Raw genomic sequence first — 21,090 nt, 5'->3', positions numbered from 1 at the left:
GATTGATAGGTTTAAATTGTTAAAGAGCTTAACTTCTTGAGCGTTCCTTTTAAGTAAGGAGCCTCTCGAAGTGGACGGCCATTCTAGCGAATTAACATTCAGTGTCAAACACTTTTTGAAAATTAATTTTTTGTCGCTTTCCGTCTTACTGATTCTTGCTGAAGCCTTGTGGCGTCTGCCGTCTCAGTGGTGTCGCATTATAGGGAACCCTCTCAGCTTAGCAACTACTTTTTCATAAAAAATGAATAAATAGGGGTTAACTGCCTAATAGTTCACCTAAACGTAAAAAAGAGAGCATTTCTGCTCTCTTTTTGCTCAAAACCTAAGGGTATTGTTAGATAAATGCGTAAGCATCAGCGTACATATGGTCACGCTTTGCTTCTTTATTCTGAGTAAATAGGTCTCTTGCAGCGCCCGCCATTTCAAAACGACCTGCAATATAGATATCGAAATCAGCTAATGATTCGAAACTTTGCGTAATAGCCTCAAGCACATTACCAGTTTGACCGTGCCAAACTTCCGGTGCTTCTTCTACTACTGGTACAAAGTGCACGTTGCTATGCTTTTCTGCAATGCCAACCAACTCTTCTTTCGCATATAACTGGCACTCATCTTTTGCGCCCCAGTATAGGTAGATTTCTTTCGAGCTATTTTGCGCGATGCAGTGATCAAGAATAGAGCGCACGTAGCTGAAACCGGTACCACCAGCAATAAGTAATAGAGGGCGATCGCTTTCTTCTTTGATCCAAGCATCTCCGTGTGGCGCATCAATAGCAATATCGCCATCTTCAGCTTGTGCCTTCTTCATCTCTTCAACGACTTCTAATGCGTAAGCATTATGCTCGGCAGCACCAATGTGCAGCTCAAGCTCACCTTCGTGGCGGCAAGGGCTACTTGCGATAGAGAATGGGCGCTTATCTTTCTCGCCCATTTCAACCATCAGGTACTGGCCCGCTTTAAAAGCGACTGGTGTTTCTGGGTGAAGTAGGATTTGGTAAGTATTACAAGCCAAAGGCTCGATAGACTTCACTTTACATTTAATAGTCATGTTCTTCCTCTTACTAACCCTTAATCGGCAAAGGTTAGAACTAAATTACTTTCTGCAAATGCTTGGCAAGCAAAAATCCAGCCTTGTTGCTGCTCTTTCTCTGTGAGCATGGGTTCAAGGTGGTAACTCACTTGCCCTTCTAATTTTTTGCACATACACATTGCGCATGCACCAACTTGGCAACGGTTTGGGAAATAGATATCGCTGTTGAGCGCAGCATCCAAGACCGTTTGCCCTTTTTCTACTGTGAAACTGATGTTTTCTGGGTATAAGACTACTTGGTAGCTCATGAAATTCCTAGTTGTTCCCAGATGCTATCAATCTTTATCACAACATCAGGATCTTTTGTGATTGGTACACCCCACTCACGCAGGCATTCACCTTCCCACTTATTGGTCGCATCGAGACCCATTTTTGAGTGTCCAGTTTCGTTCTGCAGGAATAACGTATCTCTCGCCGGATCCATTCTTGTCGTTACAGCCCAAATGATGTCATTCCAATCACTCACACTCACATTGACATCGCCATCACACACGATAACAAACTTGTTCTCATCAAATTGAGACCAAACCGCTTCCATGATTTTCTTACCATTACCGGCTGCTTGCTTATCAATAGACACCACAACCATGCTGGCATTGTCGTTTTGCAGGTGAATATCAATAATTTCAGGATGAACCTTGGTTAACTCAGCCAAGCTACCCTCTATGTGTTCACTATTTACAGGTGCTGATTGGGCATCTGGCGATAGCGCTAACTCTGCGTCCCACTTCTTCGTGATATCTAGACCCATCTTAGAACCTAGCCCAACCACGGGTGAGGCAAAATCCAATGAATCGATCGGCGTGTTCTCTATCATCAGGCTATCGCGTGACGGATCCATATGTTCGCACATCGCTGCGGTTACTTGAGACCAATCGCGTGCATTCACATCTTCATCACACACCAATACAAATTTGGTGTACATGAATTGGCGCAAGAAAGACCATACACCCATCATCACTCGCTTAGCATGACCTGGGTATTGCTTCTTCATGGTCACTACTGCCATTCGGTATGAACAACCTTCAGGCGGTAGATAGAAATCTTCAATCTCTGGGAACTGCTTTTGAAGAATAGGCACAAACACTTCATTGAGCGCAACACCTAATACCGCAGGCTCATCAGGTGGACGGCCAGTATAGGTGCTGTGATAGATAGGGTTCTCGCGCATGGTTACATGAGTAATAGTAAACACATGGTGCTTTTCTTTCTCGTTATAATAACCAGTATGATCTCCGTAAGGCCCTTCATCTGCGAATTCATTCGGGTCGATGTAACCTTCCATCACGATTTCTGCACTTGCAGGAACTTCTAAATCGTTGCTGATTGATTTAACGACCTCAGTTTTACTACCACGTAGTAAGCCTGCAAACGCGTACTCAGATAAACTATCCGGCACTGGCGTAACCGCACCAAGAATGGTGGCAGGATCAGCACCAAACGCTACCGATACTGGGAATGGTTTCCCAGGGTTGGTTTCCATCCAATCACGCAGATCCAGCGCTCCACCACGGTGAGCTAGCCAACGCATGATGATTTTATTCTTGCCGATCTTCTGTTGACGATAGATACCTAAGTTTTGGCGTTTCTTGTTTGGACCACGAGTAACCGTTAAACCCCACGTTAGCAATGGCGCGACATCGTCAGCCCAACAGCTCATCACGGGGATTTTATCTAAGTCGACGTCATCGCCTTGCCATACCACTTGTTGGCAAGCCGCTTTGCGAAGGCGTTTAGCTGGCATGTTTAAGACTTGCTTAAACACAGGCAGTTTATCAAGAGCGTCTTTAAAGCCTTTTGGTGGCTCTGGTTCTTTTAGGTAAGCAAGCAACTTACCCACTTCGCGCAGTTCTTTGACTTCCTGACGACCCATACCAATAGCAACACGGTTAGGTGTACCAAATAGGTTGGTCAAAACAGGCATGTTATAGCCTACTGGATTTTCAAACAAAAGAGCCGGGCCACCAGCACGTAGAGTACGGTCGCTAATCTCGGTCATTTCATAGTCTGGATCGACTGGATGAGAAATGCGTTTCAACTGACCAATACTTTCAAGATGGTCGATAAAATCACGTAAATCTTTAAAACTCATAGGACTTCTACATGCTGATTATTCTGCGCTCAGTATATCAAAAAGGGTGACGCTGAGATCCCCCTTTTTAGTGTGGTTATTGAGAGGCAAAATCCACTTTACGGTAATGCTTGCTCGATCAAAGAGCTCTTCACCTGAGGGTTATCATTGACGAGATCTTGCAACCATCGCGTATGACCTTGTTTGGCGAGTTCACGCGCGACTAATGGCGCTTCATCGGCAATCGCCATCCTAGATACAAGGAACAGCTTTACCTCTTCTGATAACGGATTCACCTTGGTGAGTAAAGTAATCGCTTCATCTTTCAAGCGTGGATTCTTAGTCGCTGCCATTACCTGTTCCAGCGCGAACGTTTGTTTGGTTTCAGCAAGGCGCACTAGCTCAGCTTGGCTATGATAATCAGCCTTCATTCGCCATAGAATCTTATAGACCTCAGGGTCTTCGCTCACTTGCGCTAATCGAACCACCACCTCAGTGGAAGGTAACCAACTAACAATAGAAGATGCGGTGAGTTGCTTAGTTAGATAACCAACCGCTTCAGGAGACAAACTATCTAGCTCTCTGATGAGCAGCGCTTCTCGCGTTTGAACTTGATGTTCAGCTCCAGATAACCACTCTTTTAGGTCAAGGTCCTGCTTCTCTGCATCTAGCACAAACACCAGTGTCTTCTGATCTTGACGCCACTGCTTGATGAGATGATTAGCAATTGAAGGATAATTAAAGGCAGGCACCGTAAACTCGTAACCATCTCCACGCTCTAATACTTGATAAGTGGGCGTGATAGCGAGTTGCTGCTCGATGAAGATAGACATCTTGGGTGTGAGTACGATTTTTTGCTGTTCAAGCTTCTTCAAGAGTTGGTAGCGAACTACCTCTTGCTGGGGAAATGTCAGGCGCTCAAGCGCAAAGCGTAGTGAGTTGACTTCGTCACGTGCGACAAGCTCGAGTAGTTCAGCAGTTTTCAGTTTTACTTGATCATTCTCAAGCCAAGACTCTACTGTAAGTGGAGACATCTCGGTGGCATAGCTCATACCAACCGGTGAAAATAACAGTGAAGTAGACAAGAGTAATGATGACAACAGTCCATGTTGCATTTTAACTTCCTTGTAACAATTTTGCTCATTCTGCAAGCTGCCGCTACAAAATGCAAATAAAAAGCGCCACCCGAGGGCAGCGCTTATTAAATAACGATCAGCTAATCAATATTACTGACGACGCATTGCGTCAAAGAACTCATCGTTCGTTTTGGTCATTGCTAGCTTGTCGATAAGGAATTCCATTGCATCGATTTCGCCCATTGGGTGAACAATCTTACGCAGGATCCACATCTTCTGTAGTTCATCGTTCTTCGTAAGAAGCTCTTCACGACGAGTACCAGAGCGGTTGAAGTCAATCGCTGGGAATACACGCTTTTCAGCAATCTTACGGTTAAGGTGCAGTTCCATGTTACCTGTACCTTTGAATTCTTCGTAGATAACTTCATCCATCTTAGAACCAGTATCAACCAGTGCTGTTGCGATGATAGTTAAGCTACCGCCTTCTTCTACGTTACGTGCCGCACCGAAGAAACGCTTTGGACGATGTAGAGCATTCGCATCAACACCACCAGTAAGAACTTTACCTGATGAAGGAATCACAGTGTTGTAAGCACGAGCTAGACGAGTGATTGAGTCCAGTAGGATAACCACGTCTTTTTTGTGTTCAACAAGACGCTTCGCCTTCTCGATTACCATTTCTGCAACTTGCACGTGGCGAGATGCTGGTTCATCGAAAGTCGATGCGATTACTTCGCCTTTAACTAGGCGCTGCATTTCTGTTACTTCTTCTGGACGCTCATCAATAAGTAGAACCATTAGTTCACACTCAGGATGGTTGCGTGCAATGCTTTGTGCAATATTTTGCAGAAGCATTGTCTTACCTGCTTTAGGCGGAGCAACAATCAGACCACGCTGACCTTTACCAATTGGTGAAGCAAGGTCAAGAATTCGAGCTGTGATATCTTCAGTCGCGCCGTTACCCGCTTCCATTACCATACGTTCGTTGGCATGAAGAGGAGTCAGGTTTTCAAAAAGGATTTTGTTACGAGCGTTGTCTGGCTTGTCGTAGTTAACCGTATTTACTTTAAGCAGTGCAAAGTAACGTTCGCCATCTTTAGGTGGACGGATTTTACCGCCAATCGAGTCACCTGTGCGAAGGTTAAAACGACGAATTTGGCTTGGAGATACGTAGATATCATCTGGGCCAGCCAGGTATGAACTGTCGGCGCTACGTAGGAAACCAAAACCGTCTTGAAGAATTTCTAGAACACCATCACCAAAGATGTCTTCACCACTTTTTGCATGCGCTTTAAGGATGGAGAAGATAATGTCTTGTTTTCTTAGGCGAGCTTGATTTTCAAGACCTAAGCTTTCGCTAAGTTTAACAAGCTCAGACACTGGTCTGTTCTTCAGTTCAGTAAGATTCATAGTGGTGGAAGTTTGTTTAGTCAAAATAGGATCTGTTTTCTTAAGTTAAGAAGGATTTGGTCACAGGATCGACCAAGAAGAGAAATTCGTTCAATTAACGTGCGATAAATTAGCACTAAAACTAAGACTAGTCCATAGCTTAGAAAAAACAAAACCGCGCATTTGTTAACTGCACGGTTTCTTTTCAAATGCTGACCTTATTAAAGGTTAGCGTCTAAGAACTCTTTAAGTTGAGTTTTAGATAATGCACCAACTTTAGTCGCTGCTACGCCGCCATCTTTGAAAAGAAGTAGCGTTGGAATGCCGCGAATACCAAATTTTGGTGGAGTACCAGCATTTTGGTCGATATTTAATTTACCGATTGTGAGCTTGCCTTCGTACTCGTCTGCGATTTCGTCAAGAATCGGCGCAATCATTTTACATGGACCACACCATTCTGCCCAAAAATCAACAAGAACAGGGCCTGCAGCGTTGATTACATCGTTATCAAAACCGTCATCAGTTAGCTGCAAAATCTTATCACTCATCTTCCACTCCAATGTATTTTTTAGAACTGGTTGGATGATAACCAGTAAATAGATGCCCTATTGGAATGTATTTACTTTCGTATTGCAAGCTTAAGCTGATATTCTATAGCAATGAAAAAGACGCATATCACAGAGCAAAAGTTCGCCGACTTGGATTTACTTCCGCAAGTCATTGAAGGATTGGAGAAAAAAGGGTTCGATTATTGTACCCCTATCCAAGCCTTGGCGCTCCCGGTACTGCTCACCGGCCAAGACATTGCAGGCCAGGCCCAAACGGGTACTGGTAAAACGCTTGCGTTTCTTACTGCTACTTTTAACCACCTGCTAAAAACACCTGAGCATGAAGGGCGTAAGCCTAACCAGCCACGTGCGATTATTATGGCACCAACGCGTGAACTCGCGATTCAGATCTACAACGATGCTGACTCTCTGGTTGAAAGCACAGGTATCAAGGCAGCACTTGCTTACGGTGGCGAAAGCTACGACAAGCAACTAGGTAAGATCGAAGAAGGCGCAGATATCTTAATTGGTACGACTGGCCGCATCATCGATTTCTACAAGCAAAAGGTATTTAACCTTAACCACATTCAAGCTGTTGTTCTTGACGAAGCCGATCGCATGTTCGATCTTGGTTTCATCAAAGACATCCGCTTCTTGTTCCGCCGTATGCCTGAGCCAAAAGATCGCCTGAACATGCTGTTCTCTGCGACATTGTCTTACCGCGTACAAGAACTAGCGTTCGAACACATGCACAACCCAGAGCATGTTGTTGTTGAGCCAGAGCGTAAAACAGGTCACCGTATTCAGGAAGAGCTATTCTACCCATCCAACGAACACAAAATGGCACTGCTACAGACGCTAGTTGAAGAAGAGTGGCCAGAGCGCGCTATCATCTTCGCTAACACTAAACACAAGTGTGAATCTGTTTGGGGTCACCTAGCTGCAGATGGTCACCGTGTTGGCCTACTAACTGGCGATGTTCCTCAGAAGAAACGTGAAAAGATTCTTGAGCAATTCACTAAAGGTGATGTTGACCTACTTGTCGCAACCGACGTTGCAGCACGTGGCCTACACATTCCTCAAGTAACACACGTATTCAACTTCGACCTACCTGATGACTGTGAAGATTACGTTCACCGTATCGGCCGTACCGGTCGTGCTGGTGCAAGTGGTCACTCGATCAGCTTTGCTTGCGAAGATTACGCAATCAACTTGCCACCAATCGAAGAGTACATTGAGCACGCTATCCCTGTGTCTGACTACGACTCTTCTGCACTACTAGAAGATCTACCAGCACCATTGCGCTTACGCACACGTAACCCGCAACAGCGCCGTTCAAACAACAATGGCCCACGCAACGGTAACCGTAAGCCAAACCAAAACCGTCGCCCACGCCAACCGCGTCATAACAAGGAAGCTTAGTCGCTTATGAGTCAAACAGTGTCACCCCCGCTTTACGCTGCAATCGACCTCGGGTCGAACAGTTTTCATATGCTCGTTGTGCGTCATATCGATGGCAGCGTACAAACCATGGCTAAAATTAAGCGCAAAGTGCGTTTAGCTGCAGGCTTAGATGAAAATAATGCGCTTAGTACTGAAGCCATGCAGCGCGGCTGGGACTGTTTGAGTCTCTTTGCAGAGCGACTGCAAGATATTCCGAAAGAAAATATCCGCATTGTCGGTACAGCGACCCTACGTACCGCTATCAATGTGGATATCTTTCTAAAGAAAGCGAACCAGATCCTTGGTTACGACATCAATGTTATCTCTGGTGAAGAAGAAGCTGCGACTATCTATAAAGGCGTAGCGCACACTTCTGGTGGCAGCGGCCGCCGACTGGTTGTTGATATTGGTGGCGCAAGCACCGAGATGATCATTGGTGAAGGCTTCTCAGCGAAAGCACTAACCAGCCTAAAGATGGGCTGTGTTACTTGGCTTGAGCGCCACTTTAAAGATCGCCAATTAACCGCAACTAACTTTAACAACGCCATTGAAGCGGCGAAGTCGACGTTAGCTCCTATCCTCGATAGCTACACTGATATCGGATGGGATGTGTGTGTGGGCGCCAGTGGTACCGTTCAGGCACTACAAGAAATCATGTTGGCGCAAGGCATGGATGAAGTAATTACTCATGCCAAACTTAAGCGCCTACAGAAACAAGCGATGATTACTGAGCGCTTGGAAGAGCTAGAAATTGAAGGACTGACTCTTGAACGCGCATTGGTGTTCCCGAGTGGACTTTCAATTCTTATTGCTATTTTTGAGCTGCTTGAAATTGATTCAATGACACTCGCAGGCGGTGCACTCCGTGAAGGCCTAGCCTACGAGATGGTTGATGAGTTGCGCCAAGAAGACATTCGTGCACGTACCATTAAGAGTGTTCAATCACGCTACCAAATGGACGTAAGCTACGGTGAACAAGTTGCTGTAGTCGCACAAACGCTGCTAGAGCAAGCAGGCGCCGAAGCGTGGGTTTCAGAACCTCAAGCTGGTGTGCTACTGCAAACGGCAGCTAAGCTTCATGAGATTGGTTTAACCATCGATTTCAAAAAAGGCGGTGAGCACAGCGCATACCTACTGCAGAACTTAGACCTACCAGGCTTTACTCGAGCGCAAAAGCACTACTTGGGTGAGTTAACTCGTCGCTACCGTGAACAGTTAACCTCATTACCAGAGCAGCACGCTATCTCAGGCACCAGCAGCAAGCGTATTTTACGTATTTTGCGTTTAGCTATTTTGTTGACTCACCGTCGCAATCCAGCACTAGAGCCTGAGTTTAAGCTTGCAACCGATGGTAACAATCTGACCTTGACGCTTTCTAAGCAATGGCTAGCAGACAACCCGCTGACCGCTGCTGAGCTAGAGATCGAGTCGAATAGACAAACCGATATTGGCTGGCCATTGAATATTGAATGCCTCTGATATTAGTACCTGACGCTAGGAATTAAAAAAGCCCAAGTTAGTAGACTAACTTGGGCTTTTTCTTATCTTTGCATTAATGCGTTTCTAATCTGATCCTTAAACGTTCACGCCTGTCGCTTTAAAGTCAGGGTTCACAGCCGTTAGCTTTCTAACAATGTAGTTCAGAAGCACGCCGTACATAGGCACGAATAAACCTAAGCTGATGATAAGTTTGAATCCGTAATCGACTAAGGCAATCTCAGTCCAATGCTCGGCCATGAATGGATCTGGGCTTTGGTAGAAAGCAATCGCAAAGAAAGCGATTGTATCAATGGCATTACCGAATAGCGTTGAGCATGTTGGGGCAACCCACCACTGTTTAAGCTGACGCAGACGGTTGAAAACATGCACATCTAAGATCTGACCCAGTAAATAAGCCATGAAGCTCGCCGCGGCGATACGAGCAACAAACAAGTTGAACTCGCCTAGTTGGCTAAAGCCTTGGAATGAACCTTCAAAGAACACCACAGACAATAAATAAGAAACGGCCAGCGCTGGTAACATCACTAAGAAAATGATTTTACGAGCAAGCTGCGCGCCAAAAATACGTACGGTCAGGTCAGTCGCTAGAAAGATAAACGGAAAAGTGAAAGCACCCCAAGTGGTGTGCATACCGAAGACGGTAAAAGGTAGCTGAACCAGATAGTTGCTTGACGCAATAATCACCAAATGGAACAAAACTAATAGTGCTAGGGCTTTGCGCTGTTGCGCAGGGGTAAAGTTACTCATGCTGTACCTTTTTAGTTTGGTTTGGGGGTGAGGGAACCCAAATCGAGTCATTTCTTCGAATAATCTAAGAAAGCTCTTACCAATAATGTGAATTAAAAAATGTATCAAAAAATTGCTCTACTGAGCGGCGGGCGATTATACATTAATCAATATTGGCTGCAACGGTGAGAACAGACGCAAACGTTTATTCTCACTTTTATTGGTGAATAGCGCTAGAAGCTGTGCTTTAGAAGCGATGCTAAAAGTTAAAAGCCGCGCTTGAAAAGCGTCGCGAGATAATCAAACTCTTCTCGGCTTTCTTCAGCGTTTAGCGACTCAAACCAAATTGATTCACTGTAATGTTCAGACTTTAAGAACATTCGACAATCTTCAAAATCAATCAACCAAGAATGCATATCGGCGTCCCACTGTTTTTCAACAACAGATGCTGACAGCAACGCCACCAGCTTTTCACCTAGCACTTCGTAAGAATCAAAATCAAAACTTGGAGACGTAATCAATAAACGCCCTTCCTCAGCCAGATACTCTCTTAAGCCAAATTCTGTTTGTGTTGTCATGTCCCTATCAACCTTATTCTTTTTCTATTAGTTAGACGTTTCTTGCAAACTAGCCGTGTGTGGTGATGTGTTCTTGAATCAAATCTAAGAATGGGTCTGCGTACTTATCAAGTTTACGCTGACCAACGCCATTTACCGCCAGCATCTCGCCATAAGATGTGGGTAGGATTTCGGCCATATCAATCAGCGTCGCATCACTGAATACCACGTATGGTGGCAAGCCATCTTCATCAGCAATCGACTTACGCAGCTTACGCAGTTTGGCAAACAGCTTCTTATCGTAGTTCTTGCTGCTAAGCTTATCGGACTTCGCATTACGCACCGCCGTATCCAAACGAGGCACCGCCAATTCCAAAGACATCTCACCGCGCAGCAGCGGACGCGCTTCTTCTGTTAACTGTAAAGTCGAATTACGGGTGATGTTCTGGAACAACAAACCTTTATGGATTAACTGACGGAAGATACTGATCCAGTAATCATGGCTGTGGTCGCGGCCAATACCATAGGTAGAAAGCTTGTCATGACCATTATCGCGGACACGAATGTTCTGCATACCGCGCATCACTTCAACCACATAGCCCATACCAAACGACTGATTCACACGGTACACACAAGACAACGCCTTCTGCGCCTCTTGGGTCGCATCAAAGTGTTTTGGCGGATCCAAACAGATATCGCAGTTGCCACATTGCTTCTCACGATACTCACCAAAGTAGTTAAGCAGAACCTGACGACGACACGTTTGCGCTTCGGCAAAAGCACTCATCGCATTCAGCTTGTGCATCTCAACTTGTTTTTGCGGGCCTTCTTCTTTCTCATCCAGCATACGACGCAGCCAACCCATATCAGCAGGGTCAAACAACATCATAGCTTCTGCTGGCAAACCATCACGACCCGCACGGCCTGTCTCTTGATAGTAAGATTCGATGTTGCGCGGGATATCAAAGTGCACCACAAAGCGCACATTGGGTTTGTTGATACCCATACCGAAAGCTACAGTCGCGACAACGATCTGAATATCATCACGTTGGAAGGCTTCTTGAACGTAAGCACGCTCATCGGTGTCCATACCAGCGTGGTAACCCGCGGCGCGAATACCGTTGTTGCACAGCTTCTCAGTCACCATCTCCACTTTCTTACGGCTACCACAATAGATAATGCCGCAATTGCCTTTCTGTGTTTCTAAGTAGCGAACCACCTGTGACACGGGCTTATGCTTCTCGACGAGGTTGTAGCGAATGTTAGGACGGTCGAAGCTGCCCAAGTAGGTATGTGGATCCACCAGCTGCAGACGCGAAATAATGTCTTTACGTGTTGCATCATCAGCGGTTGCCGTCAGCGCCATATAAGGCACATGCGGGAAATATTGCTTAAGTTGACCTAATGATGCGTATTCCGGGCGGAAGTCATGTCCCCATTGAGAGATACAGTGCGCCTCGTCTACCGCAATCATCGAAAGCGGTAAACCTTGCAGACGCTCGATAAAGTCGCGCATCAACACACGCTCTGGTGACACGTAAACCATCTTCAATTGGCCTGAATTCATACGATTGAACACATTCAGCAACTGGTCACGGGGCATGGAAGAGTTAATACACTCAGCTGCAACACCATTGGCCTTCAGTTGGTCGACTTGGTCTTTCATCAGCGAGATCAGCGGTGAGATAACCAGAGTCAGACCTTCACGAACCAAAGCGGGGATTTGGTAACACAGAGATTTACCACCACCGGTTGGCATTATCACCAAGCTGTCTTTGCCTTCAACGGCCAGGTCAATGACCTCTTGCTGACCATCGCGAAAGCTTTGATAGCCAAACACATCTTGTAAGATGGTTTGCGCATCATTCGCGGGAGTTGGTATTTGCTCAGCAATCAGAGTGGCGGTCATTGTGGTTCCTAATCGAGGTATGAAATCAGCAAGCATCTTCGGCAAGCAAGTCGCACATTGTAGAGGGGAACGCTGGTGAATTAAACCGCAAATTGTTAGGTGAAAAGGGTTATCGCTCCTATACTGACCAACTCTCTTATAAATCTTATTAATAAGCACTCTGTGCTAGAGAAAGATGCATGACTCCAGAAGAACAACAACGTACGCGCCAAGGTATTTTGCTTGCTGTCGGTGCTTACACCATGTGGGGTATCGCCCCTATATATTTCAAATCTTTAAGTGACGTTTCCCCGTTAGAGATCCTTAGCCACCGTGTAGTATGGTCTTTTTTCCTACTCGCTTTTTTACTACACATTGGCCGCAGCTGGCGTAAAGTTCGCGACACCTTGACATCAAAACCAAAAATGCTCTATTTGGTGGCGACCTCTACTTTAGTGGGTGCCAACTGGCTGATCTTTATCTGGGCGGTCAACTCCAATCACATGCTTGATGCCAGTTTAGGGTATTACATCAACCCGCTGATTAACGTGTTGCTCGGTATGCTCTTCCTAGGCGAACGCTTGCGTAAACTACAATGGTTTGCGGTTGCTCTGGCTGCCATTGGTGTATTAGTCCAACTGATTGCATTTGGCTCAGTGCCGATCGTCGCCATTGCCCTAGCCTTCAGCTTTGGTTTTTATGGTTTACTACGTAAGAAAGTCAGCTTAGAAGCGCAAACAGGATTGTTCATTGAAACTCTGGTGATGCTCCCTCTTGCCGCAACCTACTTACTGTTTATTGCCGATAGCCCGACCTCAAACCTATCGATGAACCCGATGCAACTCAACCTGTTATTGGTTGCTGCCGGTGTGATTACAACGGTTCCATTACTATGTTTCACTGGCGCTGCAACTCGCTTGAAGCTATCAACACTCGGTTTCTTCCAGTACATCGGCCCAAGCTTGATGCTACTGCTGGCCGTGCTGATTTATGGAGAAGCATTCACCCAAGATAAAGTAGTCACCTTCGCCTTTATCTGGGGTGCGCTGCTTGTCTTTACCTTTGATGCGTATCGAGCGAATAAAAAGAGCAAAAGGCAGCTCTAACCTCAAGCGTATAATCAACCTAAACATCAACTCAGAGCTTGGTGATCACGCCAAGCTCTCCCCCCTTTAGCTATAAACCCTGCTACAGCCCATTCACCACAGATGACTCAAAGTAATTCTAAGTGACATTCATAGAACTGATCTATCCAATAAATTCATATATTTAGATGACATTCCACTTCAACATTTCAATATGCAACACCGAGCATTTCATCGGAGTTTTCACACAGGTTCACACTCTCGGGAAGCCCTCAACTTCTAACTAGATTCATCTCCTTTCAGCAACTAATTCTTAATACACCAGAAATATAAATGGAAACCAGCTATTCATTTTCTGGGGACCACTATTTGGCTAGAGGAAATCATATGGATAACTTAACTCACCAACAGGCTTCTCGATTCTTAGACTTGGCAACCATGGGGGTTCGTCAATCCGAGCTAAATGCGTTCAAAGAACAAGACAATCGTTCTTATTGGATAGATCAACAAATCGGCACACCACATATGCGCCACCTTGATCGTACTTATCACCAAGCAAATCGTAGAAATCTCAGTAACCCAAATCAAGATTGCCGTGTCGGCGCATGGTTTGATATTGCATTATGGGACGAGGCGCAGCTTCGTCAACGCGTGGCCTTTGCACTAAGCCAAATATTTGTAGTCAGTGAAAAAGACGCCAATCTCGCCACCGATCCAGAAGCGTTAGCAAACTACTATGACTTGCTTGCCGACAATGCCTTTGAATCATTTGCTACGCTACTTAAGCGCATCACTCTCTCTCCTGCTATGGGACAGTATCTCACCATGAATGGTAATAAACCGGAAAGCGTGACCGGACAAGCACCCGATCAGAACTACGCCAGAGAAGTCATGCAACTTTTTACCATTGGGCTTTATGAGTTAAACCAAGATGGAACTCAAGCCACTTACCCGGATGGTAGCGTTATCGAGACGTATGATGATGTCGATGTTGAAGGAGCTGCAAGAGTCTTTACCGGTTGGGATATCACCAATAACAACACGCTTGAGCCCATGACAGCAGACAACTCACTGCATGACATGGATGAAAAATGGGTACTTGGTCAGTATTACCCTCCCGGTCAAACTGCTGAAGAAGATCTTGACCAATTTATTGCCCAAATAACCACCCATGCCAATGTCGCGCCTTTTATTTCAATAATGCTGATTAAACAGTTAACGACCTCCAACCCAACTCAAGCGTACGTTTCTCGCGTATCCGCTGAATTTATTAATTCAGGTGGAAATTTAGGCTCAGTGATCAAAGCAATTTTAACCGATTCAGAGTTACTCAAAACCAGTGATATCAATGTCACCAAAGTCAGAGAGCCTATCCTAGCGATGACTTATCTCTATAGAGCAATGGAAGCGTACGTAGGTGGCAGCGGAGATATTGTTTATGACCCAATGAACTATAAAGAAAGCTTTAATCAGTACCCACTTGGGTCTAATTTGGTATTTAATTTTTATCAGCCGAGTCACAGCCCACAAGGCGCGCTTGCAGATGCAGGCCTAACCGCACCCGAGCTAGAGATTATTGACTGGAATCAACTGATCGACATGAACAACATCTTCTATCGAACCTTACTAGATTTCGGTCAAAATCGAGGCAATAGCAGTAACAGTAAAGAGCTGTATATTGCCCCAACTGACTTAGAAGGTATGGCGAGAGCAGAAAGCAAAGACGAGCTACTACAAGCAATCAACCTGAGAATTTTAAATGGTCAAACATCCCAAGAAGTCACCGATCTTCTAACCGCTATCTATAACGGACACGGCAATAAATATTACGCAGTACCCAAGATGCTGTTCATGGCGTTCATTTCACCCGATTTCATGGTTCAGGAGTAGATTATGTCAATTACACGCAGAAGCTTTCTCAAAGGTGCATCAGGTACAGCCGTCTCAGGGATGGTACCACTCTCTTTATCCATCCCAGTCAGCAGTGCCTTTGCGAATGAGCAAGGTGGATACAAAGCGTTGGTCTGCCTTTTCTTACATGGAGGAAATGACTCGTTCAATATGATCGTACCTACCGACGCTAACAACAAAAATAACTACCGAGCCGCAAGGCCAAATATTCAACTTGCTGACTCTGAAACCTTAGCGATTCCAAGTACTGAATCGGGTCAAGCACTTGGTATCAATTCTCGTATGTCTAATTTAGCTAATATGATGAATTTGGGACAAGCAGCCACCGTAGTAAACGTGGGACCATTGGTTGAGCCCACCAATAAGTCTAATCTCTACGATGTGCGAAAGCCGTCTAACCTTGGCGCTCACAACAAGCAACAAGCTGCTTGGCAGTCAAGTTGGGGCGAAAATGGTTACCATAGCTATGGTTGGGCCGGGATGATGATGGATGTGCTTCGCAGTGAAACAGCAATCATTTCCGACTCCATTTCATTTGCTGGAAATGAACTATTAACTGGCGCAAATTCCAAAGATATCTCAATGTCTTCTGGTGGTGTGAGAGCTATGGATGCTCTTGGGCATTCAAGTGCAATAAACAATAACTTCATCAAATTTGTTAATGCACCTTACGGTTCACCGTTCAAACAAGAGTACACAAAACGGCTGAAAGGCATATTAGATTTTCAGCAGGAGATCCAACTCGTGCTCGATTCATACCCTGAAGACAGTTCCATTCCAAGTAGCTCACTAGGATCACAGCTCAGAATGGTCAGACGCATGATACAAGCATCATCGGATCTCGGTCATAGCCGTCAGGTGTTTTTCGTCAATATTGGTGGGTTTGATAACCACAGCAGTCAGAGAGGACGTCACGATGGTTTGCTTTCAACCATTGACCAAGCCGTTAGCGCTTTCCATGCCTCTCTTGCTGAACTTGGCTTGGAAGACAGTGTTGTGACATCGACCATGTCAGATTTTGGACGAACCATAGAAAACAACAGTAAATCAGGCACTGACCATGGTTGGGGAAGTAATCAGTTAGTGGTCGGTAATGCCGTCAATGGAGGTAACAGCTATGGGCGATACCCCGAATTTATCAAAGACGGTCAAGATGCTTGGGGCAATAAATTTATCCCGGGTCAATCCTCAGAACAGCTTGCTGCGACCTTATGCCGTTGGATGGGGTTGAGTGAACAAGGTGTGGATGTCATTTTCCCATCGCTTTCGCCAGCCAACAGCAACCCATTTGCTAGTCGATATCTTGGCGTTCTGGGAGACTATCATCAGGAAGAGCAGGAAACCGAACTATCCATTGCTAGCGTCAGTGCTACGGAAACTCGCGCCGACCATACACCGCAAATGGCCGTAGACGGAGACAGTACAACCAAGTGGACGGCGAAAGGGCAAGGTATTCAATATCTAATTGAACTTAGCAGCGCTACGAACGTCACTAAGCTCCTCTACTCTCAAGCTAAAGGGGATGTTCGACAATACCTATTTGATCTCGAAGTGAGTAGCGATGGCATCAACTTCGATCTGGTAACCAACGTCTTGACGCCTGGAACCACAACCAGTTTGGTGGAACAAGCCGTGAATAGAGCATCGGTTAAGTTTATTCGCCTCACTTGTAACGGTAATAATGGCGATGTTTCAAGCTTAGTTCTATGGAATAACTTCCAAGAACTCAAAGTGGTCGGTTATTAGTATCACGACACTTCAATAATCAGACAAAGCTTTTATTCTCTTTCCCTTTAAAGGATCGACCCTATAAGAACTCAGTCAGAAACCACTAGAACTGATCGTTTTTTACAAGACAATCGATGCATACGAAGATAAGCTTGGTTGAATTGATGATAATTTAACCAAGCTTTTTTATGCCATGGATAAAGTCCACTACTACTCGACACCTAGCCAAGATATCAGCCTGATCCAAGCTCAATACCAAGAGTTTGCCTTTCAGCGCCACTATCATTTGGACTTTCACATCGGCCTAATCACCCAAGGGCAGCAAAAGTTTGTCTATAAAGGGACGAGTTACCACGCAGGCGCCGGACAAGTGGTGATGATGCCACCCGATGAGCTGCATGATGGTCATTCAAAGCTCGAATCGGGTTACCAAGTAAGTGTATTTTCTGTCTCACCGCAATGGTTTGGCGATCTTGCCGATCACGGTAAAAATGGTCACGCTTTAAGCTTTTCTGAGTTGATCCTCTCCGATCAAGCGACTTTTTTACAATTGTGTAACCTTCATGGGCTACTTATCAATCCAAACATCAGCCAACTCGCTCAAGATTGCCTACCGTTCGAAGGATTCTCGACAATAGTTGATCGTTACGCGCAGTTTGGATCGAAAACTCAGGTGCAACTTGGTACTCAGTCGGTTAACACGCTAAAAGACTATTTGATGGCAAACCTCGACCAACCGGTACGCCTAGAGCAGCTATCTGAACTGTGCGACCTCACCACCATACAGTTTCAACGCCACTTTAAGAACAAAATGGGGATTACCCCTTATGCTTGGCTCAGCCGTTTACGTATGGAACAAGGCATGCGACTGATTAAGTCTGGTGTGGGCGGAACCGAGGTCGCTCATCAAGTTGGATTTTACGATCAAGCCCATTTCTCAAAGGCATTTAAGACCGCATTTGGTGTTTCCCCGTCGAAAATTAACTAAGTGTTGATAATTTACAATTGAGAGATTCGAAATCACGGTAAGCTGCGCTCAACAACTCTCAACAGAACAACCCAGTTATTGGAACAGATATGAATGAAGTCACCATATTAGTCACCCTCGCCTCTATCCACTTTATTGCCTTGATGAGCCCAGGCCCTGACTTTGCCCTTGTAGTACAAAACGCAACACGCCACGGACGACAAACTGGCTTATACATTGCTCTGGGATTATCTTGCGGGATCTTGCTGCATTCGCTTCTGAGTTTAACGGGCATCAGTTATCTGGTTCATCAGCACCCAACTCTTTTCGCCACCATACAGTTAGCAGGCGGTAGTTACTTACTGTATCTCGGTGTTGGTGCACTAAAAGCAACTTGGCAGATCATTACTCATCACGAAGATGAGACCAATCCTGTCGATTCAAAGGATCTGATTCTCACCAATAAGCGTCAGGCATTCTCTAAAGGGTTTGCGACTAACATCCTGAATCCAAAAGCCTTAGTGTTTTTCATCAGTTTGATGTCGAGCTTGGTTCCTGCAGACATGTCGCTTTCCGGCAAAGGCCTTGCTTTGATCATCCTATTTGGCCTTTCGCTATTCTGGTTCTCGCTATTGGCGTGGATGCTTTCGACTAAAACTCTACAAAAGAAACTTAGTGAAGCAACGGTCTACATTGATGGCTTGTGTGGCGTGCTATTCAGCCTGATTGGTCTGAGTATTCTTTGGCAGTCGCTGTCTGGTTTAGTCGCTTAAATTCGAATCAAGATTACAATTCGTTAACAACGCACTGGCTATCTTATCTTTCCACTGCCAATCTAGCTCTGCATATTAAAAGGAGAAGATCATGCAGTGGAAAACAAAACTAACAACCCTCGCCACTTCTACCCTACTTTTTGCCTCTCACGTCAGTTGGGCAAATCAAGCTGCCGATTCCGTCGCACCCGAACAAAGTAGTGGTTTAGAAACCAAACAGCTCGTTAAAGCCAACGATTGGATGGTCACCGCGGCCAACCCTCTTGCCACACAAGCCGGTGCTGATGTACTTGCTCGTGGTGGTAACGCGATAGACGCCATGGTTGCTGTGCAGCTTATGCTTGGCTTAGTGGAACCTCAGTCATCAGGTATTGGTGGTGGCGCGTTCCTTGTTTATTTTGATGGCAAGGACAAGCAACTCAAAACCTACGATGGTCGTGAAACTGCACCGCTTGATGCCACACCACGTCTGTTCCAAGACGAAAACGGCCAACCGCTTAAGTTTTATGATGCAGTGGTTGGCGGTCGCTCCGTTGCGACACCAGGCACCGTGCAATTACTGTGGGATACTCACCAGAAATACGGCAAGTTAGAGTGGGCATCACTGATCAAGCCCATTGCTCAACTGGCTGAAAAAGGTTTTACCATCAGCCCACGTTTAGCCACCTTGATCGAAAACGACCAAGAACGCCTAAGCCGCTTTGCCACCACCAAAGCCTACTTCTTTAATGCCGATGGCAGCCCGAAAACCGCAGGTACTCAACTTAAGAACCCAGAATACGCGGCCACGCTAAACGCTATCTCAAAGGATGGCGCTAAAGCTTTCTATCAAAGCGAAATTTCTGCCGACATCATTAATACTGTGCAGACTGCCAAAGGTAATCCTGGCGTATTGGCGCAAAAAGATTTCGACGCGTATTCAATTAAACAACGTGAGCCAGTTTGTTCTGCTTACGAGAGCTATCAAGTCTGTGGAATGGGGCCACCAAGTTCAGGTGCATTGACGGTTGGACAAATTCTCGCGATGACCGAGCAGTTTGATCTTAAATCATGGGGGCCAAACGACGCAAAATCTTGGCAAGTGTTAGCAGACGCTTCCCGCCTAGCCTTTGCTGACCGTGGTATGTACATGGCAGACCAAGATTACGTGCCAATGCCAACCCAAGGGTTAGTGAATACTGACTATTTGCAGGAACGTGCTCAGTTAATTACCGCAGGTAAGGCATTAGACAGTGCGCCATCAGGCACCCCACCATGGGATCACGCAATGCTGCGAAGCCAAGACGTTTCGATTGAATTGCCGTCCACCAGCCACTTCAATATTGTTGATAGCGATGGCAATGTCGTTTCGATGACCACCACCATTGAGAATGCCTTTGGCTCACGCTTGATGGTGAGAGGCTTCCTACTCAACAACGAGCTAACGGACTTCTCATTCAAAACGCACAACGATGGTAAGCCTATTGCCAACCGACTTGAACCAGGCAAACGTCCACGCTCTTCGATGGCACCGACCATCATCATGCAAGACGATAAGCCTTACATGGCAATTGGTTCTCCGGGTGGCAGCCGTATCATAGGTTATGTGTCGCAAGCGATCATTGCCCATACCCTGTGGGACATGGATATCCAGCAAGCGATCAACCAACCACACTTCCTAAACCGTTTCGGCACCTTAGATTTGGAAAAAGGAACATCGGCGGAAAACTTCAAGCCTGAGCTAGAGAAGATGGGATTTGAGGTCAACGTTCGCGATCTTAACTCGGGTTTACACGCCATTCGCATCACAAAAGATGGTCTAGAAGGTGCAGCAGACCCTCGTCGTGAAGGTGCAGCTATTGGCCAATAGGGAATAATCCTCCCTTTTTACTCGCGGCCTTGTGCGAGATCTCTCACAAGGCAGTGAGTAAATATCGATATTTGATGACGAAATTAGTCACCTAGAAACCGTAACCAATTGAAATTAAACAATACGTATATTTATCATTCAAATAATTATATAGAAATTCGCTTATGCACCATTGCTGATAAATAAGGAATCGGTAATATGAATGGTGTCGGAAGGATGCTGACACGGAACAGGAAACGCCAAGGACTTGGTTATCTTCAGGATGAAGATTCGATTACTCAGGATGAATAATCGGCATGGATAGCGAAATGGACATTGAATGGACGCAATAGTAACTAGGATGGTTGCTACTAAGGAAAGACAATGGACACCTCTGGACGAGGAAAGGACTGAACATCAGGATGATGTAAAGGACACCGCTCAAGGAACAAGTGACGCGCGCTAACGAGGATTGTTGGCAGATCAGGATAAGATCAAGGACACCGCTAG

General features: G+C 45.6%; 17 protein-coding genes. 8 read left to right on the top strand and 9 right to left on the bottom strand.

Annotated elements, in window-relative coordinates; translation table 11 throughout:
• Positions 1-334: 334 nt before the first annotated feature.
• The 6 genes from fre to trxA all read right to left on the bottom strand — a co-directional run bounded on the left by fre (position 335) and on the right by trxA (position 6,174).
• Positions 335-1,048, bottom strand: a complete 714-nt coding sequence (fre, locus tag A142_RS20595; RefSeq protein WP_019820079.1) for an NAD(P)H-flavin reductase — start codon at positions 1,046-1,048, stop codon at positions 335-337.
• Between the two features lie 20 nt (positions 1,049-1,068).
• Entirely contained in the window at positions 1,069-1,338 is a 270-nt protein-coding gene (locus A142_RS20590; protein ID WP_008224727.1) for a 2Fe-2S iron-sulfur cluster-binding protein, read from the bottom strand.
• Positions 1,335-3,182: a 4-hydroxy-3-polyprenylbenzoate decarboxylase gene (gene ubiD / locus A142_RS20585; RefSeq protein WP_019820077.1), complete on the bottom strand. Its 1,848-nt coding sequence runs from the start codon at positions 3,180-3,182 to the stop codon at positions 1,335-1,337. Before ubiD ends, A142_RS20590 begins: the two co-directional genes overlap by 4 nt.
• Positions 3,183-3,280: 98 nt before the next feature.
• A complete protein-coding gene (locus A142_RS20580; RefSeq protein WP_029405273.1) occupies positions 3,281-4,276 on the bottom strand; it encodes a hypothetical protein in 996 nt (331 codons plus the stop codon).
• 111 nt (positions 4,277-4,387) lie between these two features.
• The gene (gene rho / locus A142_RS20575; protein ID WP_009848197.1) at positions 4,388-5,647 is read right to left on the bottom strand and encodes a transcription termination factor Rho; all 1,260 of its coding nucleotides are present in this window, start codon (positions 5,645-5,647) and stop codon (positions 4,388-4,390) included.
• A 200-nt stretch (positions 5,648-5,847) separates the two neighbouring features.
• The gene (gene trxA / locus A142_RS20570) at positions 5,848-6,174 is read right to left on the bottom strand and encodes a thioredoxin TrxA (RefSeq protein ID WP_010440700.1); all 327 of its coding nucleotides are present in this window, start codon (positions 6,172-6,174) and stop codon (positions 5,848-5,850) included.
• 111 nt (positions 6,175-6,285) lie between these two features.
• Between trxA and rhlB the strand changes: the two genes are divergently transcribed.
• Positions 6,286-7,596 (top strand): ATP-dependent RNA helicase RhlB, encoded by a 1,311-nt coding sequence (gene rhlB, locus A142_RS20565; RefSeq protein ID WP_019820068.1) that lies wholly within the window; start codon positions 6,286-6,288, stop codon positions 7,594-7,596.
• Positions 7,597-7,602: 6 nt separating this feature from the next.
• Complete coding sequence (gppA, locus tag A142_RS20560; protein ID WP_019820066.1) at positions 7,603-9,096, top strand: guanosine-5'-triphosphate,3'-diphosphate diphosphatase; 1,494 nt, start codon at positions 7,603-7,605, stop codon at positions 9,094-9,096.
• A gap of 96 nt (positions 9,097-9,192) precedes the next feature.
• On the opposite strand, the gene A142_RS20555 is transcribed toward gppA, so the two are convergent.
• The 3 genes from A142_RS20555 to recQ form a co-directional block, all read right to left on the bottom strand.
• Positions 9,193-9,864, bottom strand: a complete 672-nt coding sequence (locus A142_RS20555) for a 7-cyano-7-deazaguanine/7-aminomethyl-7-deazaguanine transporter (protein WP_029405272.1) — start codon at positions 9,862-9,864, stop codon at positions 9,193-9,195.
• A gap of 245 nt (positions 9,865-10,109) precedes the next feature.
• Positions 10,110-10,421, bottom strand: coding sequence for a DUF3630 family protein (locus tag A142_RS20550; RefSeq protein WP_017061332.1), 312 nt, complete (start codon positions 10,419-10,421; stop codon positions 10,110-10,112).
• 49 nt (positions 10,422-10,470) lie between these two features.
• Positions 10,471-12,309 carry an ATP-dependent DNA helicase RecQ gene (recQ, locus tag A142_RS20545; protein ID WP_019820063.1) on the bottom strand — a complete coding sequence of 613 codons (1,839 nt, stop codon included), beginning with the start codon at positions 12,307-12,309 and terminating at the stop codon, positions 10,471-10,473.
• Between the two features lie 179 nt (positions 12,310-12,488).
• Here recQ and rarD point away from each other — a divergent pair, with 179 nt between their 5' ends.
• The 6 genes from rarD to ggt all read left to right on the top strand — a co-directional run bounded on the left by rarD (position 12,489) and on the right by ggt (position 20,601).
• Positions 12,489-13,394 (top strand): EamA family transporter RarD, encoded by a 906-nt coding sequence (gene rarD, locus A142_RS20540; RefSeq protein WP_019820061.1) that lies wholly within the window; start codon positions 12,489-12,491, stop codon positions 13,392-13,394.
• Between the two features lie 366 nt (positions 13,395-13,760).
• Complete coding sequence (locus A142_RS20535) at positions 13,761-15,263, top strand: DUF1800 family protein (RefSeq protein ID WP_019820059.1); 1,503 nt, start codon at positions 13,761-13,763, stop codon at positions 15,261-15,263.
• A gap of 3 nt (positions 15,264-15,266) precedes the next feature.
• Entirely contained in the window at positions 15,267-17,030 is a 1,764-nt protein-coding gene (locus A142_RS20530) for a DUF1501 domain-containing protein (RefSeq protein WP_019820057.1), read from the top strand.
• Between the two features lie 175 nt (positions 17,031-17,205).
• On the top strand, positions 17,206-18,000 hold the full coding sequence (locus tag A142_RS20525; protein ID WP_019820055.1) for a helix-turn-helix transcriptional regulator: 795 nt from the start codon (positions 17,206-17,208) through the stop codon (positions 17,998-18,000).
• An 89-nt stretch (positions 18,001-18,089) separates the two neighbouring features.
• Positions 18,090-18,752, top strand: a complete 663-nt coding sequence (locus A142_RS20520; RefSeq protein ID WP_019820054.1) for a LysE family translocator — start codon at positions 18,090-18,092, stop codon at positions 18,750-18,752.
• 91 nt (positions 18,753-18,843) lie between these two features.
• Positions 18,844-20,601, top strand: a complete 1,758-nt coding sequence (gene ggt, locus A142_RS20515; RefSeq protein ID WP_019820052.1) for a gamma-glutamyltransferase — start codon at positions 18,844-18,846, stop codon at positions 20,599-20,601.
• Positions 20,602-21,090 lie beyond the last annotated feature (489 nt).

Source organism: Vibrio splendidus 12E03, from assembly GCF_000272105.2.
Taxonomy (GTDB): Bacteria; Pseudomonadota; Gammaproteobacteria; order Enterobacterales; family Vibrionaceae; genus Vibrio; species Vibrio splendidus_I.
This window is presented reverse-complemented; position numbering and strand designations above follow the sequence as displayed.

Excerpts from the sequence above, each read along its gene's own strand:
- A142_RS20590 (WP_008224727.1), bottom strand. The coding sequence starts at position 1,338 with ATGAGCTACCAAGTAGTCTTATACCCAGAAAACATCAGTTTCACAGTA.
- A142_RS20580 (WP_029405273.1), bottom strand. The coding sequence starts at position 4,276 with ATGCAACATGGACTGTTGTCATCATTACTCTTGTCTACTTCACTGTTA.
- rho (WP_009848197.1), bottom strand. The coding sequence starts at position 5,647 with ATGAATCTTACTGAACTGAAGAACAGACCAGTGTCTGAGCTTGTTAAA.
- ubiD (WP_019820077.1), bottom strand. The coding sequence starts at position 3,182 with ATGAGTTTTAAAGATTTACGTGATTTTATCGACCATCTTGAAAGTATT.
- ggt (WP_019820052.1), top strand. The coding sequence starts at position 18,844 with ATGCAGTGGAAAACAAAACTAACAACCCTCGCCACTTCTACCCTACTT.
- recQ (WP_019820063.1), bottom strand. The coding sequence starts at position 12,309 with ATGACCGCCACTCTGATTGCTGAGCAAATACCAACTCCCGCGAATGAT.
- rarD (WP_019820061.1), top strand. The coding sequence starts at position 12,489 with ATGACTCCAGAAGAACAACAACGTACGCGCCAAGGTATTTTGCTTGCT.
- A142_RS20535 (WP_019820059.1), top strand. The coding sequence starts at position 13,761 with ATGGATAACTTAACTCACCAACAGGCTTCTCGATTCTTAGACTTGGCA.
- A142_RS20520 (WP_019820054.1), top strand. The coding sequence starts at position 18,090 with ATGAATGAAGTCACCATATTAGTCACCCTCGCCTCTATCCACTTTATT.
- A142_RS20530 (WP_019820057.1), top strand. The coding sequence starts at position 15,267 with ATGTCAATTACACGCAGAAGCTTTCTCAAAGGTGCATCAGGTACAGCC.
- A142_RS20555 (WP_029405272.1), bottom strand. The coding sequence starts at position 9,864 with ATGAGTAACTTTACCCCTGCGCAACAGCGCAAAGCCCTAGCACTATTA.
- gppA (WP_019820066.1), top strand. The coding sequence starts at position 7,603 with ATGAGTCAAACAGTGTCACCCCCGCTTTACGCTGCAATCGACCTCGGG.
- fre (WP_019820079.1), bottom strand. The coding sequence starts at position 1,048 with ATGACTATTAAATGTAAAGTGAAGTCTATCGAGCCTTTGGCTTGTAAT.
- trxA (WP_010440700.1), bottom strand. The coding sequence starts at position 6,174 with ATGAGTGATAAGATTTTGCAGCTAACTGATGACGGTTTTGATAACGAT.
- rhlB (WP_019820068.1), top strand. The coding sequence starts at position 6,286 with ATGAAAAAGACGCATATCACAGAGCAAAAGTTCGCCGACTTGGATTTA.
- A142_RS20550 (WP_017061332.1), bottom strand. The coding sequence starts at position 10,421 with ATGACAACACAAACAGAATTTGGCTTAAGAGAGTATCTGGCTGAGGAA.
- A142_RS20525 (WP_019820055.1), top strand. The coding sequence starts at position 17,206 with ATGGATAAAGTCCACTACTACTCGACACCTAGCCAAGATATCAGCCTG.